The organism is Bacillus pretiosus, from assembly GCF_052947655.1.
On sequence record NZ_CM129593.1, the window covers coordinates 725033 to 742441 of the forward strand.

Genomic DNA, 17409 nt, shown 5'->3' on the forward strand with positions numbered 1-17409 from the left:
TCACCTCTCATGCTATATGTTCTGTTTCTTTAATTTCATCAACGCTTACGTAGTAGCCATCATCATAATCGAACGAACGATAGATTAAGCAAGCTAAAATACCAACGCCGCCGATTGCTGCAAGCCAGAACCAGCTAAATACTAATGCGAAACCTGCAAGACCGAAGAATAAAGACGCAATAATAGGCACGCCAGAGTTACTTGGCATGTGAATTGGTTTTAAATCTTCTGCTGCTGGTGTAACTGTTTCTCCGCGTTTTTTCATGTACCAGAAAGCATCAGCTTCTTTGATTTCAGGAAGTTTCGCGAAGTTGTAATGTTGTACAGGAGATTGAGTTGCCCATTCAAGTGTACGGCCATCCCATGGATCTCCAGTTGTGTCACGTTCACCGTGACGAGCACTCCAAATTACGTTGTAACAAAGAATTAGGAAACCAATACCCATCATTACCGCACCAACAGATGCAATTTGGTTTAGCCATCCCCATCCAAGACTTTCAGAGTAAGTGTACATACGACGAGTCATACCGTCTAAACCTAAGAAGTACATTGGGAAGAAACAGATATTGAATCCGCTCATAAAGATCCAGAATGTCCATTTACCTAGGCGTTCGTTTAACATATGACCAGTCATTTTTGGATACCAGAATGTGAATCCAGCAAGCATAGCGAATACTGTACCTGCGATTAATACGTAGTGGAAGTGAGCAATTAGGAAGTAGCTGTTATGGTACTGATAATCAGCTGCTGCCATACCAAGCATAACCCCTGTAACCCCACCGACTACGAAGTTTGGAATAAATGCCAATGACCAAAGCATTGGAACTGTAAAACGAATACGTCCTTTATACAGTGTAAACAACCAGTTAAAGATCTTAACCCCGGTTGGAATCGAAATCGCCATTGTCGAAATCGAGAAGAATGAGTTAACCGCTGGACCTGCACCCATCGTGAAGAAGTGATGAAGCCATACGACGAAACTTAGTAAAGAAATTGCAACCATTGAGTATACCATCGCACTGTAACCGAATAGACGTTTACGTGAGAATGTACTAATGATTTCAGAGAAAATACCGAATGCCGGTAAAATAACGATATATACTTCAGGGTGACCCCATACCCAGAATAGGTTGGCCCATAACATTGGCATACCGCCGCTCGCCATCGTAAAGAAGTGAGCATCGAATAGACGGTCAAATGTCATTAATGCAAGAGCAACTGTTAATACTGGGAAAGCGAAAATAATGATAACTGTTGTAATTAAGATTGACCAAGTAAACATTGGCATTCTCATTAAAGTCATACCAGGTGTACGCATTTTTAAGATAGTAACAAGGAAGTTAATACCGGTCATTAGCGTACCGAGACCTGAAATCTGTAATGCAATTGCGTAGTAGTTATTTCCTACACCAGAAGTAAACTCTGTACCTGCCATTGGGAAGTAAGAAGTCCACCCAGCGTCTGGAGAACCACCGATTACGAAAGCGATGTTGAATAACATTGCTCCGACGAAGAATAACCAGAAACTTAAAGCATTTAAGAACGGATATGCAACGTCACGAGCACCAATTTGTAATGGTACTACAAGGTTCATTAATCCCATAACGAATGGCATCGCCATGAAAAGAATCATAACTGTACCGTGTGTTGTGAAGATTCCGTTATAGTGTTCAGCATTTAAATAAGTTGTTTCTGGGAATGTTAACTGTGCACGGATCATTAAACCGTCCATACCACCACGGAATAACATGATAACCGCAGAGATAATATACATGGCCCCAATCTTTTTATGGTCAACAGTTGTTAACCATTCGTCCCAAAGCCATTTCCATTTTTTATACTTTGTTAGTACGAAAATGATTGCTAATGTCACAAGAACGATAGAAGCGTCTGCACCGTAAATAATCGGGTCACCTGTGACAAAGAATTCATCAAGCTTCACTGTGTTCACTCCAATCTGTTGGAATAATAGCTATTATTTTTTGTTTTTGTAGTAGTTGTAATCACAATATTCAAGTGATTTTGGATCTACATAACTTAAGTGGTGACTAGAGAATGTCATACGACCAACTACACCAGGTTTAACAATTTCGTTGTACTTATCTTCTGTTAGTTTAGGAGCAGTTTGTTGTACTTCTTTAACCCACTTGTCATATTTCTCTTTAGTTTTTGCTTCAACTTCGAACTCCATATGTGTGAATCCTTCACCAGAGAAGTTCGCACTACGGCCTAGGTAAGAACCAGGCTTATCAGCTTGTAAATAAAGATCCATAATCATGCCATCCATAGTGTACTTCATACCACCAAGTTCTGGTACCCAGAAAGCATTCATTGGACCGACAGAAGTCAGTTTGAATTGAATTGGTACACCAGCTGGGATGTTTAAATAGTTAACGGTTTCAATTTTTTCCTCTGGGTAACTGAATAACCATTTCCAGTTTGCAGATGTAACATAAATCTCAACTGGTTTAATATGTTTGGACTCTGCCGGAACCTCTTCCGAAGCATACGTTGCTTTTACTGTTGGAATCGATAATGCGATAACGATAATAACAGGAACAAGCGTCCAAATAATTTCTAATAATGTGTTACCGTGTTGTTCAGGTGGCTCGTAGTCCATATTCTCTGGTTTTTCACGATAACGAATCAAGATGACTGTAAACAAGATGAATACAATTGCGATAATTAATGACATAAGCAAGAATGACCAAACAATTAAATCATACTGTGCTTTTGCAACAGGTCCTTGCGGATTTAATACTGCGAGTTTCTTATCACAGCCGCCGAGGAACAGAAGTAATGATAACGGAAGAAGCGAAGCCAGCTTCCAAAACGTTTTCTTTAGTTGCACGATTGAAAATCTCCTTTCTCCTTGGATTGAAACTATGCCAATAAAACAATATAAACCTATTAATTTATAGATGGCAATAGTTTTTGTGATATTGTTAAAAAATAGACACAAATGCACACTTTTTAAGGTGAATATCATTTGTAACTTGATAACATTGTAAACTATTTTCCAGTGAAAAACGTGATTGTGGAAATTTTAAGATAAATAAAGTTATACCAAGATATCCAAGAAATAGAAAAAAGCTATCTTATGATAAGAAAGATAGCTGAATATTTTGTATATTTAGTTTACTTCTTTTTTTAGATTTATTTGTTGTTCAAATGTGACAACTTTTTTATATTTTAATTGGTATAAAATGTAACAAAAAATCATAAATGGAATACCACAATAAAGAGCAATTCTCTGATCTGGAATGAAAGCTAAACTAACAAATGTAATGAAATTGAGTGAGAATGCTACGATTGGAACGATTGGATAAAGCGGTGTGCGATATTTTAAATCATTAATGTCCCCGCCGTTTTTTAAGAAATTTCTACGGAAGAAAAACTGTGAAGCTGCGATTGACATCCAAACTACGACAGCGGCCATAGCTGCAATAGATGTTAAAACTAAAAAGACAGTATCTGCCGCAAATATACTTGTTAATAGAGACAAACTTGCAAAAATTAGACTGAAAATTAATGCGTTTAGTGGCACTCCTTTTTTAGTTAACTTCGTAAAAGCTGGACTTGCCATTCCTTGTTTTGCCATCGCCCAAAGCATACGAGAATTTGCGTATAGACCAGAGTTGGCTACGGATAATACTGCTGTAATAATAACAAAGTTCATAATGTCAGCTGCATATGGAACACCAGCCACATCAAATACAAGTACAAATGGACTTTCGACTAGATTAGCCTCTTGCCATGGGAGTAAACCTACAACAACTGATATTGCTAGGACGAAGAAGAAGAGAGTTCGCCAAATGGTATTTTTAATCGCTTTTGGAATTGTTTTCTCAGGGTTTTCACTTTCTCCTGAAGCAATTCCGATTAATTCTGTTCCTTGGAAGGAGTAATTTACTGTAATCATCGTAAGAAGAACAGCTAATGCACCGTTTGGAAATAATCCGCCATTTTCAGTGAAATTGTGAAGCATTGGCGCTGGTTTTCCATTAAAGTCTAGTAGACCGAACATAACTGCACCACCGAGTACGATGAAAATAACAATGGTTGCGACTTTTACACTTGCGAACCAAAATTCTGCTTCTGCATATGCTTTTGCTGATAATGCGTTTACAAGAAATAGTGCTGCTGCAAATGTAACACACCAAATCCACGAAGAAACGTCTGGAAACCAACGTTTCATTAAAATACTTACAGTTGTTAACTCTACCCCAACTGTAACAGCCCAATTTAACCAATACATCCAACCGACAACAAATCCAAAACCAGGTGAAATAAATTTGCTTGCATAGCTTTGGAATGAACCTGCTTCTGGCATAGCAACTGATAATTCACCAAGACATAACATCGTTAAATACATAACAAATCCACCGACTAAAAATGCAAGAATAGCACCACCAGGACCGGCGTTATGGACGATTTGACCAGATCCCATAAATAGGCCAGTTCCGATAACACCACCAAGTGCAATCATAAATAGGTGTCTACTTTTCATTGTTCGTTTTAAATCTGTTTGTTCTACTTGTTGATTCATATGCCCCTCACCCCGTTATTTTCTTGTATGTATGAATTGATTTTCATTCCGAGTTTTTAATCATTAGTGGGGGATGTGACACATACTCGGCTTATTTATTATGAAATGAATGGAGTATGTAAAATGCGAACTATGACTAAATACTCTAAGAATGTTTTTATTAACAAGGTGATATCTTCACTATGTTAATTATTTTGATTTTAGCAAAAATATTCAGAAAAGTATATTGTTTTTTCTTTTTATTAAAAATAATTAGAATTTTATAACGATGGAAGTGTGAACAATAATTCATAGAATCTTTCTAGCAAACTAGTAAGAAGAAAGGTACAATGATAAGAGGTATGTCTGTAAAATAATAATTAATGGAGTTTTGTTTAAAATGAAAAAGTTAAAATATCTTTTTGTTTTTGGAATTATATTTGCTGCCGCGTTTTTTATAGGGAAAGATAAAATTATACAAAAGGCGCAAGTGTTCCGTTTAGAGTTTTTATCTGAAATGAAAGAAGCGACTATGATTGAAAATGTTCCGTTTATAAAGCAGTTACCAGAATTACCTCGTGGATGTGAAGTTACAAGTTTGGCTATGTTGCTACAATACAAAGGTATACAAGTAGATAAGATGCAACTTGCTAGCGAAATTCATCGTGTTCCATTTGAACAAAATGATTTACGTGGAAATCCTTATGAGGGGTTCGTTGGAAATATTTATACGAAGGCAGAGCCAGGATATGGTGTATATAATCCACCCATTTTTAATTTAGCAGAAAAATATGCTCCTGAAAAAGTAGTTAATTTAACAGGTAGAGACGTGCAAGATATGTATAAAGTAGTTAGTTCCGGTTCGCCAGTATGGGTCATTATTAATACAACGTTTAAGCCACTAGCCGAGAGTAGTTTTGAAACATGGAATACAAGCTCTGGCGAAGTGAAAATTACATATTATGAACATAGTGTAGTAATAGTTGGGTATGATCAAAACTTTGTATATGTAAATGATCCACTTAAAAATAATCCGCGTTTTGCTGTTCCGCGAGCAGAGTTTGAGAAAGCTTGGGAGCAAATGGGGAAACAAGCGATTACTATTTTATAATACTGAAAAAGTCATCTTTTTGATGGCTTTTTATTTTTGGATTATTATAACGGAAAATTCAGAAGATTCTTTTAAAAATTAACGATTCACGCTATAATAACATTTAACTTGGTGAAGAAGGGGCGAAGAGAAATGGATGTTGCAAAGGAACTGGTTTTATCTAAAAATCAATTAATTGAGTGGAGAAGGCATTTTCATAAGTATCCAGAGTTATCTTTTCAAGAAGAAAAAACATCACAGTTTGTATTCGATATACTTCAAAAAATCCCATATTTAGAAGTGTCAAGACCTACTAAATATAGTGTAATGGCAAGGTTAATTGGTAAGCAACCTGGTAAAACCATCGCGGTTCGTGCTGACATGGACGCGCTTCCTATTCATGAAGAAAATGAGTTTGATTTTATTTCTACATATCCAGGTGTGATGCATGCATGTGGCCATGATGGACATATAGCGATATTACTTGGGGTCGTACATAAGTTAGTAGAAGAAAGAGAGAAGATTAAAGGAGAGATTCGTTTTCTCTTCCAACATGCAGAAGAAAACTTTCCTGGCGGCGCAGAGGAAATGGTTGCAGCGGGTGTAATGGAATGTGTGGATTATATTATTGGTGCTCACCTTTGGGCATCGTTAGAGGTTGGTAAAATAGGTGTAATTTATGGTCCTGCAATGGCAGCCCCAGATGTTTTTAAAATTACGATAGAAGGAAAAGGTGGACATGCTGGAATCCCTCATGAAACGGTTGATAGCATTGCAATCGGTACACAAGTTGTTTCGCAACTTCAGCACATTGTATCTCGCCTCACGAATCCATTAGATCCCCTTGTAGTATCTGTTACGCAATTTCATGCTGGGACAACCCATAATGTGATCCCAGAACAAGCGGAGATTGAAGGGACAGTGCGGAGTTTAAGACATGAGTTGCGAGAAGAAACAGAGAAAAGGATTGAACGAATTGTGAAGCATGTGACGGAATCTTACGGGGCGAAATATACATTTTCTTATGAATATGGATATCGACCAGTAGTAAATGATTATGAAGTTACAGAGATTATTGAGCAAACAGCATTACAGCTTTATGGAAGAGAGCAAGTTACTCGTTTACAGCCGACGATGGCTGGAGAAGATTTTTCAGCGTTTTTACAAAAGGCGCCAGGTACATTCTTTTTTATCGGAGCGGGAAATAACGAGAAAGGAATTATATATCCTCACCATCATCCTCGTTTTACGATTGATGAAGATGCATTACCGATTGGCGTGGAAGTCTTTGTATCATCCATTATGAATTTTATAAGTAAAGGAGAATGAGATGAAGAAAATACACGTATTAGCGCTTATTCCAGTTTTTTGTTTAGTTATTGGACCTGTATTTGCTAATTCAGTTACTCCTTACGTATTAGGGATGCCATTTTTATTGTTTTGGGTATTATTATCGGTGCTCATTACGTCTCTTTGTATGGGACTTGTGTACGTATTTGATCCTGCTAATAAGGGGGATGTAAAATGATCGCATTACTTATCATTATATTATTTTTGTTTCTTGCACTATTTTTAGGAATTCGGGCACAACATGGAAAAGATATGAATTTAGAGCAATGGTCAGTTGGTGGAAGAGGATTTGGCACTATTTTTGTTTTTCTTCTTATGGCAGGTGAAATTTATACGACGTTTACATTTTTAGGCGGAAGTGGATGGGCGTATAGTAAAGGAGCACCTACTTTCTATATTTTAGGTTATGGTGCACTAGCTTATATTTTATCTTACTTTTTATTGCCGCCAGTTTGGAAGTATGCGAAAGAGCATAATCTTGTTTCGCAGCCAGATTTTTTTGTGAAGAAATATAAGAGTCAGACACTTGGCATTATCGTTTCTGTCATTGGGGTTATTTCGATTATTCCATACCTTGTTTTACAGTTAAAAGGATTAGGAATTATCGTTTCGGAAGCATCTTACGGAAGGGTATCACCGGTTATTGCAGTGTGGATTGGTGCAATTGTTATAACGATATATGTAATGGTTTCAGGTATACACGGCTCTGCTTGGACAGCAGCTTTGAAGGATATTATGATACTGTTTATCGTTATGTTTTTAGGTATATATTTACCGTACCATTATTACGGGGGATTTCAGCCGATGTTTGAAGCGGTAGAAGCAGCGAAACCAGGATTTTTATCTTTACCTGATGAAGGGATGAGCATTTCTTGGTTTGTTTCTACTATTGTATTAACAGCTCTCGGTTTCTATATGTGGCCCCATACATTTGCTTCTGCTTTCTCTGCAAAAAATGAAAAAGTATTTAGGAAAAATGCGGCGATCATGCCCCTTTATTCTTTAGTATTGCTTTTCGTATTCTTTGCAGGTTTTGCTGCTATACTGCAAGTTCCAGGGTTAAAGGGAGGGGATGTAGACCTTTCGTTATTCCGTCTCGCTCTTCAAACATTTGATCCATGGTTTATTGGGATTATTGGTAGTGCAGGAGTATTAACAGCATTAGTTCCGGGTTCCATGCTTGTTATGGCGGCGTCTACTTTATTAGCAAAAAACATTTACCGAACAATGGTCCCATCTGCTTCAGATAGACAAGTTGCTAAAGTGGCAAAATTATTTGTACCTGTAGTAACACTTGTTGCAGTATTGTTTACATTTAAAGGAGGAGAAACGATAGGGGCTCTTCTTTTAATGGGATACAGTATAGTGACACAACTTTTCCCTGCACTTGTATGTAGTTTGTTTCCACGTCAAGTTATTACGAAGCAAGGGGCAATTGCAGGAATGGGGATTGGGTTGTTAGTGGTCGCATATATTACTTTATCTGGTTCAACTATAGCTACGATGTTTCCAGCTTTCCCTCAATATATAAAAGATTTAAATGTAGGTATAGTCGCATTGTTAATGAATATGATTGTGATGTTTATCGTTAGCGGGTTCACGAGAAATGTGTCTATAAAGACAGACAATATAATAGTAGAAAAGTAATCCGTGTGCTAGAGCTATCTTTGAAAAGAGATGGCTCTTTTTTGTATATATTTTCTTCTATTAGCGGAATCTAACTAAAAACTTGTTGAAAAGGAAGTTAGGTGGGGGAATTGTTAGAGTTAAAAGGTAACTTATTTGAAGTTATGAAAGAAATTAGGGATGAGTTAGGTTCGCCTAATGATTTAACAATTAGGGAAGTTGCCCTTGCTGGTAGTTTTACACGTTGTGCTGTTATTTTTTTATGCGGGTTAACAGATAAGGATAATGTTTATAAATATGTAGTTCGTACACTTCAATATGAAGAAGTACAAAAAGAAGAAGCTGTTGTTCAAACGTTATTGGATCGCTTTATTTCTATTGCAGAAGTTGGTAAGAAGACAACGTTTCCGGATATTATAAATGCGATTTTAGCGGGAGATACAGTTATATTAATTGATAATATTCCAACCGCTATCGTGATTAATAGTAGAGCGTGGGAAAAAAGAAGTTTAGAACCGCCGGTAACAGAAGATTTAATCCGTGGACCGAGGATTGGGTTAAATGAAGATATTAACGTGAATAAAATGTTAATTCGCCGTACTTTACGTGACCCGAAGCTGAGGTTTCAATCTTATATTATGGGGAAGAGATCCCAAAAAGAAGTGACGTTAGTATATATAGAAGACATTATTAACCCTTACATTGTAAAAGAGTTAGATCGGCGTCTTCAATCAATAGAGACAGATGTCGTTTTTGAGACGGGTACGATTGAGCAATTAATTCAAGATAATAATTTGTCACCGTTCCCGCAGTTTTTGAATACGGAAAGACCTGATAATATTGTGGCCTCATTAGCGAAAGGAAAGGCAGCTATTTTGGTGGATGGATCACCGTTTGCCCTTATAGCTCCGCTAGTATTTGTTGATATTTTTCAATCTGTGGAAGATCACTATGAGCGTTGGGTAATTGGGACTTTATTAAGAATTTTGCGGATGGGTTCGGGTATTGCAGCTGTTTTATTACCTGCCATGTACGTAGCGCTTGTATCGTATCATCAAGGGCTTATTCCATCTAAATTAGCTTATTCTATTGCGGGAGCGAGAGAAGGGGTGCCATTTCCGGCATATATAGAAACGTTAATGATGGCATTAACGATGGAGTTAATACGAGAAGCGGGAATTAGGTTGCCGAAACCGATGGGGCAAACAATTGGGATTGTAGGTGGTCTTGTAATCGGAGAAGCAGCGGTGAACGCAGGAATTGTAAATCCGTTTTTAGTTATCATTATTGCGGTTACAGCTATTGCTACATTTTCACTGCCTGTATATAGTATTACGATTACGTTTCGGATTTTACTTTTTGTCTTTGTGTTAGCAGCGACTGCTTTTGGTTTGTATGGAATTATTTTAGCGCTTATTGCACTTGCAGTTCATATTACGAATTTGAAGAGTGTTGGTGTCCCATATACAACGCCTATTGCTCCTGCATTTTATAAAGATTGGAAAGAAGAACTTATTCGTATGCCAAAATCGATGTTGAAAGAGAGACCGGAATATTTACAAACGAAAGACGCTACATTACGTCCAAAGGAGCGAGAGTAATTGAAACCATTTGAGTATGGCGATGAAGAGATTGGATCTCGGGAAATTGGGTTTGCGGTATCTTCAACAATTATTGGTATAGGAGCATTATCTATGCCAAGAGATATCGCTAACCAAACTTTATTTTCAGACGGTTGGATTACTTTGCTTTTGGGTGGATTGATATGTGCAGTTTTAGGCTGGTTTGTAACGAGGGTGGCTATTTTATTTCCAAAGCAAAACTTTGTCCAATATACAAGTGCGCATTTGACGAAGCCTGTTGCATACACAATTAGTAGCATTTTAGTAGTAACGTTTGCTGCTTTGACAGCATATGAGTCACGAATGATTGCAATTATTTCACAAACGTATTTATTTAGTGATACACCAATACAGCTACTCTCTTTCTTCTTCTTATTAGTTGTTATTTATGGAGTAGCAGGATCGAGAGCGGCTTTAGTAAGGTTAAATGTTCTATTCTTACCTATCGTGTTCATTGCGATAGTTTTGCTTTCTTTATTGAATATAAATTTAATGGAAATAAACAATTTACTACCAGCTTTTCAAACGAACGCAAGTCAATATGCTGTAGGAGTTAAAAACTCTATTTTCACATTTATCGGATTTGAGGTAGCTCTGTTTTATGCTGTGATGTTGAACGATAAGACAGCGAAAAAAGCGCCAATGGCAGTTGCAAAAGCAGTGATGGTAAATGTGCTGTCATACATTTTAATTTATGTAACTTGTATTAGCGTTTTTTCGTATATGACAACCCGTGGATTGACGTATCCAACAATTGAATTGGGTAAAGAAATTGAAATTGGTGGAGGTTTTTTAGAAAGATTTGATGCCATTTTTTTTACTACTTGGATTATTACTGTTTATAACACTACAGCAATGTATTATGACGTCGCATCTTTATTGTTTTGTGCTATGTTTCCGAAAGTGAAGAAACATATTTTTATTTTCGTAAGTGCTCCTATTATTTTTATGATGAATATGATACCGAGTAATTTAGATTCATTATCACATTACGGAACTTATTTAGCTTGGATAGATATGGGATTTGTTGTGTTAGCGCCTTTGCTCGTTTTAATTGTATATAAAATAAAAAGAAGGAATGGTGGAAATGAAACACCTTCTTAAAATCATAATGGTTATGGTTTTAGCTGGATCTATTAGTGGGTGCTCTGAGCTAGAAGAAATAGAAGAAAGGGGATTTGTAGTAGGTGCAGCCTATGATATTGTGAAAAAAAAGAAATCAAATCCAATTATGAAAGGGACGTATCAGATGGTACTTCCCAGTAAGTTAGCGCAGCAAGGTGGCCAAAGCGGTCGAGATAGTGAGAATTATATTAATGTTAGTGCGAAAGCAGATAGTGTCTTTGAGCAAATACGAATTATCTCTAAAAAAATTAGTCGCTCATTATTCTTTCCGCACATACAAGTGATAATTTTTTCTAAAGATTTATTAGCGAATCCATATGTTTTACAAAATACGTTAGATGTATATATTCGTGATCACGAGATGAGAAGAAATATTCGTTTGTTCGTTTCTAAGAAAAATGCAGAAGCTATTTTAAAGCAGAGTGCCAAGCCTGAGAACTTACCGGCGCAGTATATTGATATGTTAGCTGAGCATCCTCCGAAAAATGCTCAAATGATTGAAGCTGCAAGAATTGGTGAGGTACAGCAAAAAATGATTGCTAACCGAAGTTTCGTATTACCTATTCTAGAACTAACAAAGCAGGGGGTACAAATGAACGGGGCAGCGTTGTTTCGTGGAAAAGATAATAAGTGTGTAGGCAGTTTGAATGGAGAAGAAACATTAGGAATGAATTATGTAATAGGTAAAAAAATTGGAGGGTTCTTTACTATCCGTAAACAAGGTCAGCTTGTTACATACGAAATTCATAAGATGCGCCGAAAGATTAAAGTATCTACGGAAAATGCTACAAAACCGAAGTTTGATATCCATTTATCTTTGGAAGGGACTTTAGCAGAGTTACATTTTAGTGATCATAAACAAATTATGAATGAAAAGGGATTAAAGAAAACCATTGCGGAAGAAATGGAGAAGCGTATCCAAAAATCGATTAAGCTTGTTCAAAAAAAATATAAGGTAGATGTATTAGCGTTAGGAGAAGTATATAAGCGGCATAATTATAAAGAATGGAAGAAGATAGATAAGAATTGGGATCAAGGTGAAAATTACTTTAGTAATGCGGAGGTTACTGTTCATGTTCACCCGACAATTGAGCATTCAGGTTCCGCCTTACCGAAAAGAGTGAAATAAGGTGATGTAAGTTGTTTACTGGATTAGGGATTAGTTGCACGATATTAATGGCAGTTCTTCCGGGAGCCATATACTTTATTCATAAGAAACTCACAACGTATGGAGCACAGCCTTGGAATACTGATGCACAAAAAAAGAAACCTGAATGATTTCAGGTTTCTTTCGCGCAAAGCAAATGTGAAGGGGGATACCTTCTATGTATGCTTTGCTTATAAAAGCCCTAACCAATGTACCAATTGTGTAGAGAGGAATGTCACAACAATGGCGATAACGGTAGGGATTGCAAACGATAAGAATGTCCATTTTGCACTTTTTGTTTCTTTATATATGTTAACCAGTGTTGTTCCACATGGGAAATGAAGAAGTGAGAACAACATTGTGTTTAACGCTGTTAACCAAGTCCAGCCATTTTCTAAGAATAGATTTTTAATTTGGTTAAAATCATCTATTTCAGTTAAAGCTCCGGTTGATAAGTAAGACATTAATAAAATCGGGATAACAATTTCATTCGCTGGTAGTCCAAGAATGAACGCAGCTAAAATGAATCCATCAAGTCCTAACATTTTAGCGAATGGATCTAGGAAGTTTACAAAATACATAAGTAAGCTTGTGTCACCGATGAAAATATTAGCTAGTAACCAAGTTAATGCAGCCGCAGGGGCAGCTACAACGATAGCTCGTTTTAAAACATAAATTGATTTATCGAGTGTTGCACGTACAATTGTATTCCAAACTTTTGGCTTACGGTACGGTGGTAACTCAAGAGTGTAGTGAGTTGGCACACCTTTTAAAGCTGTTTTTGATAGTACCCAAGAAACAGTTAATGTCATAATAACACCAATTACAACCATTCCAACTACAACGCCAGCAGTAACTAATGTTTGCATACTACCTGTATAACCAGCAGCCATAAATAATGAAGCCATTAAAATTAACATAGGCCAGCGACCGTTACAAGGAACGAAGTTGTTTGTTAAGATTGCAAGCATACGTTCACGTGGTGATTCAATAATACGCGTTGACATAATAGCGGCTGCATTACAACCAAATCCCATTGCCATTGTTAAAGATTGTTTGCCATGTGCACCGGAACGTTTAAATAAGCGATCCATATTAAAAGCGACACGTGGTAAATATCCGTAGTTTTCTAATAGTGCGAACATAGGGAAAAAGATTGCCATAGGTGGCAACATAACGCTAATAACAGCACCGATACCACGGAATAAACCAAGTATTAAAATGCCATGTAGCCATTCGGGTGCATGTGCTGCCTGGAACCAAGATGTTAAATATCCTTCGGCCCATCCGAAAAACTCAGCAATCATATCAGATGGTACGTTAGCACCTGCAATTGTAAGATAAAAAATAATAGATAAAATACCGAGCATAATTGGAAATCCCCAGATTGGAGATGTGAAAATTTTATCTAGTTTTTCAGAACGATACAATTTATCAGTATTTGTATATTGAACAGACTCTTTACATATGCTTGCAGATGTTCGATAAATATCTCCGACAATATCATCTCGTATATCTTCTTTTGAGAGTGCTTGTGCATGTTGAATAATATAGTCTAATGGAAGAGCTTTACTGGCTGAGTGAGATTCCATTCATTACGACCTCCCTTACAAGTGGTTCATTATGGTGTTTTTGAAGTGTAGTTAAGAAATTTTTATCTCCATCTAATATACGTAACGCAATCCAACGTGCTGGATACGTATCACCGAACACTTTATAAATTTGTGGTTCTAATTCCTGAATCATATTTTCGATTTTTTCACTGTAAGAAATTTTAATTGGTGTTGGAATTAATTTTTTATTTGCTACTTTAGCGATAACACTTAGCAAATGCCCAATACCTACTCGGTTACGAGCAGAAATCTTAACTACAGGTACACCGAGCGATTTTGCTAATTTCTTTTCATCAATAACGATGCCTTTTTTCTCCGCTTCATCAATTAAATTAATACAAATGACTACATTGCTTGTCATTTCCATCACTTGGAGGGCTAAATTTAAATTTCTTTCCATTGCAGTTGCATCTATAACAACTACAGTTACTTCTGGTTTTTCAAATATAATATAATCTCTTGCTACTTCTTCATCCGCAGAATTTGAATATAGTGAGTAAGTTCCAGGTAAATCTATTAATGTATATTTACTTCCGTTATGTTCATATTCCCCTTCAGCTTTTAAAACAGTTTTTCCCGTCCAGTTTCCAGTGTGTTGTTTTAAGCCTGTTAAAGTGTTAAATAATGTACTTTTCCCGGTGTTCGGGTTGCCAGCTAAAGCAATACGATGTTTGCTCATCTGAAATCATCTCCTATTAATACCCCGAAAATAAGGGAACTTTCTTCCTTACGTAGTGCGATAGTTGTATTGCTTACTTGATAAGCGACCGGATCTCCAAGCGGACTGCGCTGTAATACTTTAATTGTTGCCCCAGGGATAAATCCTAAGTCTAATAAACGTCGTTTCATAGTTCCTTCTAATTGTATCTTCTCAATTTGTACAAACTCTCCTGTCTTAAACTCGGAAAGTGGTTTTGTATTAGCCGATACCATAAAAGTTACCTCATCTCTATATTGTTTGTTTAAGTTTAAAAAGTTTCCTTAGGTAAACTTTTTGTTAATAATATAGTAGACTACATTGGATGATGCTGTCAATTGGTACTTTAAAAATATTCATTTATTTTTAGAATTGTTCCAATTTATTTAGTTGTACTAAAAAATATTACTGAAATTCTGTTGAATGTAAATAAAGTAAGAGTGTAAAAGTTAAAAGATACAATGTATTTGTAAATGTATTTTTAATTAAAAGGGGAAAAGAGCGAAAAACATTTACATTGAATTTACATTGTTAAGAATAAATTTACATTACTGCTTAATTAGTGTGGATTTTGTTGGGTTCTTTAACTATAAATGTTGGGATTCCTAGCTTTTAAGGGCTATTATCGTCATTTACTTAAAATTAAAAATTGCTTAACACTCACATAATATTGTTGTCCTACAATGAATGTGTGTTCGAAAGAAAATGAATTCGAAAAGTGAGAATCCAAATGGGGGTACAAGACATGGTTATGAAAAAAGGTATTAAATTTTCTTTAGCGGCTTTAGTGGTAGCAGGAGCGTTAGTTGGATGTGGGAAAGCAGATGATACAGCTAGTAAAGAAACTGCTAAAGGAAGCGATAATACAAAACAAGAATTATCAGGTACGATTGCAGCAGCTGGTTCTACAGCTCTTCTACCTCTTGCGGAGGAAGCTGGAAAGAAATTCATGGAGAAAAATTCAAAAGTTTCTATTCAAGTGCAAGGCGGCGGTAGTGGAACTGGGATTAACCAAGTAGCATCGGGTGCAGTACAAATTGGTAATTCAGATGTTCCATCAGGGGATAAAATAAAAGATGCTGAAAAAGCGAAAGAATTAGTAGATAACAAGGTTGCGGGTATTGCATTCGCGCTTGTCGTAAATAAAGATGTAAAAGTTGATAACTTAACAGTGCAACAAGTACAAGATATCTTCACTGGGAAAGTAACAAACTGGAAAGAGGTAGGCGGGAAAGATGAAAAAATCAACGTAATTAACCGTCCAGCTTCATCTGGTACACGTGCTACATTTGAAAAGACAGTTATGAAAGAAGCGAAAATTAACGATGGAACTGGTACAACACAAGATTCTAACGGTGCAGTAGAGCAAGCGATCAATTCTACTCCAGGTTCAGTAAGTTATTTAGCAATGTCTTACATGGTTGGCGATAAAAAAGGTGCGCTACAAACAGTGAAAATTGATGGTTCTGAACCAAAAGTTGAAAACATTTCGTCTGGTAAATATCCATTCTGGTCTTACGAGTACATGGTAACAAAAGGTGAAGCGAAAGAAGCAACGAAAGCTTACATTGATTATGTAAAAGGCAAAGACTTTGAAAAGCAAGTAGAAGATATGGGTTACATCCCAATGTCTAAATTAAATAAGTAATAAATTTTTATGGGGCTGGCTGCAAGGCCAGTCCTGTTCATTTCAATCTATGAAGTGGGGTCTGACCTGTGATGAAGGGGAAAAAACAAATTAATTACGTAAAAAGTGAATATATAGGAAGATCGCTTGTTACGTTTTGTGGTATTTTTATTGTTTTAATTACATTAGCTATTATTGCTTTTATTTGCGGTAAAGGTATTCAATCTTTTACACAAAGTGGTATCTCATTTACTGAGATGTTAACATCGACAAAATGGAATCCAAATGCTGACGAAGGAACCTTCGGGGCTTTGATTTTTATTGTAGGTTCAACGGTGGTTTCGTTAGGTGCGGTTATTATTAGTGCGCCAATTGCTATAGCTCTTGCTATATTCATGAATTTAATTTCGCCAAAGTTTGGAAATAAAGTATTGAAGCCCGTTTTAGAATTATTAGTTGGTATTCCTTCGGTTGTATACGGATTATTAGGGGTTACGATTTTAGTGCCACTATTACGTGATTCGTTCGGGGGAGTGGGATTTAGTCTAATTGCGGGTATTGTTGTATTAAGTATTATGATTTTACCTACTATTGCTAGTATCGCTTCTGATGCAATACGCTCTGTTCCATTTGATTATTTAGAAGCTTCTTATGGTCTAGGATCGACGAAATGGCAAGCGGTTAGCCGAGTGATTGTTCCTGCTGCGAAAAAAGGGATTTTAACAGGTGTTGTTTTAGGTTTAGCGCGTGCTTTTGGTGAAGCATTAGCGGTTCAAATGGTAATCGGGAACACAATTAAATTACCAGAAGGAATATATAGCCCGACAGCGACGTTAACTGGTATTTTGACAATGGACATGACAAATACATTAAACGGAACTGCTTGGAATAATGCGCTATGGACTTTAGCGATGATTTTACTTGTTATTTCATTCCTGTTTATTTTAGTAATTCGAGCGATTGGGCAAAGAGGTGAGCGATAAT

Annotated in this window: 16 protein-coding genes; 10 read left to right on the plus strand and 6 right to left on the minus strand. The window is 36.5% G+C overall.

Going from position 1 to position 17409, the window contains the following annotated elements:
• Positions 1–7: 7 nt before the first annotated feature.
• The 3 genes from qoxB to ACU8YW_RS03660 all read right to left on the minus strand — a co-directional run bounded on the left by qoxB (position 8) and on the right by ACU8YW_RS03660 (position 4549).
• Positions 8–1942, minus strand: a complete 1935-nt coding sequence (gene qoxB / locus ACU8YW_RS03650) for a cytochrome aa3 quinol oxidase subunit I (RefSeq protein ID WP_048562936.1) — start codon at positions 1940–1942, stop codon at positions 8–10.
• A 33-nt stretch (positions 1943–1975) separates the two neighbouring features.
• Positions 1976–2851: a cytochrome aa3 quinol oxidase subunit II gene (gene qoxA / locus ACU8YW_RS03655; RefSeq protein ID WP_046957295.1), complete on the minus strand. Its 876-nt coding sequence runs from the start codon at positions 2849–2851 to the stop codon at positions 1976–1978.
• A gap of 282 nt (positions 2852–3133) precedes the next feature.
• Positions 3134–4549 carry an amino acid permease gene (locus ACU8YW_RS03660; protein ID WP_001076072.1) on the minus strand — a complete coding sequence of 472 codons (1416 nt, stop codon included), beginning with the start codon at positions 4547–4549 and terminating at the stop codon, positions 3134–3136.
• 379 nt (positions 4550–4928) lie between these two features.
• Here ACU8YW_RS03660 and ACU8YW_RS03665 point away from each other — a divergent pair, with 379 nt between their 5' ends.
• The 8 genes from ACU8YW_RS03665 (at position 4929) to ACU8YW_RS03700 (ending at position 12619) form a co-directional block, all read left to right on the plus strand.
• Positions 4929–5639, plus strand: coding sequence for a C39 family peptidase (locus tag ACU8YW_RS03665; RefSeq protein WP_098133817.1), 711 nt, complete (start codon positions 4929–4931; stop codon positions 5637–5639).
• A 132-nt stretch (positions 5640–5771) separates the two neighbouring features.
• On the plus strand, positions 5772–6947 hold the full coding sequence (locus ACU8YW_RS03670; RefSeq protein WP_088061931.1) for an amidohydrolase: 1176 nt from the start codon (positions 5772–5774) through the stop codon (positions 6945–6947).
• A gap of 1 nt (position 6948) precedes the next feature.
• On the plus strand, positions 6949–7146 hold the full coding sequence (locus ACU8YW_RS03675; protein WP_087983279.1) for a DUF3311 domain-containing protein: 198 nt from the start codon (positions 6949–6951) through the stop codon (positions 7144–7146).
• Positions 7143–8615 carry a sodium:solute symporter family protein gene (locus tag ACU8YW_RS03680; protein WP_088061933.1) on the plus strand — a complete coding sequence of 491 codons (1473 nt, stop codon included), beginning with the start codon at positions 7143–7145 and terminating at the stop codon, positions 8613–8615. Before ACU8YW_RS03675 ends, ACU8YW_RS03680 begins: the two co-directional genes overlap by 4 nt.
• 101 nt (positions 8616–8716) lie before the next feature.
• Complete coding sequence (gene gerLA / locus ACU8YW_RS03685) at positions 8717–10195, plus strand: spore germination protein GerLA (protein WP_199695359.1); 1479 nt, start codon at positions 8717–8719, stop codon at positions 10193–10195.
• The gene (gene gerLB / locus ACU8YW_RS03690) at positions 10196–11320 is read left to right on the plus strand and encodes a spore germination protein GerLB (protein ID WP_199695360.1); all 1125 of its coding nucleotides are present in this window, start codon (positions 10196–10198) and stop codon (positions 11318–11320) included.
• Positions 11304–12470 carry a Ger(x)C family spore germination protein gene (locus tag ACU8YW_RS03695; RefSeq protein WP_199695361.1) on the plus strand — a complete coding sequence of 389 codons (1167 nt, stop codon included), beginning with the start codon at positions 11304–11306 and terminating at the stop codon, positions 12468–12470. Before gerLB ends, ACU8YW_RS03695 begins: the two co-directional genes overlap by 17 nt.
• Before the next feature lie 11 nt (positions 12471–12481).
• Positions 12482–12619 (plus strand): hypothetical protein, encoded by a 138-nt coding sequence (locus ACU8YW_RS03700; RefSeq protein ID WP_000493989.1) that lies wholly within the window; start codon positions 12482–12484, stop codon positions 12617–12619.
• A 60-nt stretch (positions 12620–12679) separates the two neighbouring features.
• Here ACU8YW_RS03700 and ACU8YW_RS03705 read toward each other — a convergent pair whose 3' ends face one another.
• From ACU8YW_RS03705 to ACU8YW_RS03715, 3 genes are read right to left on the minus strand one after another with little or no spacing between them, the layout of a single operon-like run.
• Complete coding sequence (locus tag ACU8YW_RS03705; protein ID WP_088061939.1) at positions 12680–14080, minus strand: nucleoside recognition domain-containing protein; 1401 nt, start codon at positions 14078–14080, stop codon at positions 12680–12682.
• Positions 14058–14780 carry a FeoB small GTPase domain-containing protein gene (locus ACU8YW_RS03710; protein WP_046953769.1) on the minus strand — a complete coding sequence of 241 codons (723 nt, stop codon included), beginning with the start codon at positions 14778–14780 and terminating at the stop codon, positions 14058–14060. The genes ACU8YW_RS03705 and ACU8YW_RS03710 overlap by 23 nt, the downstream gene beginning before the upstream one ends.
• The gene (locus ACU8YW_RS03715; RefSeq protein WP_000252989.1) at positions 14777–15034 is read right to left on the minus strand and encodes a FeoA family protein; all 258 of its coding nucleotides are present in this window, start codon (positions 15032–15034) and stop codon (positions 14777–14779) included. Before ACU8YW_RS03715 ends, ACU8YW_RS03710 begins: the two co-directional genes overlap by 4 nt.
• Before the next feature lie 509 nt (positions 15035–15543).
• On the opposite strand from ACU8YW_RS03715, the gene ACU8YW_RS03720 reads away from it, so the two are divergent.
• Positions 15544–16446, plus strand: a complete 903-nt coding sequence (locus ACU8YW_RS03720) for a phosphate ABC transporter substrate-binding protein PstS family protein (RefSeq protein WP_000245097.1) — start codon at positions 15544–15546, stop codon at positions 16444–16446.
• A 71-nt stretch (positions 16447–16517) separates the two neighbouring features.
• Complete coding sequence (pstC, locus tag ACU8YW_RS03725; protein WP_000676675.1) at positions 16518–17408, plus strand: phosphate ABC transporter permease subunit PstC; 891 nt, start codon at positions 16518–16520, stop codon at positions 17406–17408.
• Position 17409: the final 1 nt, after the last annotated feature.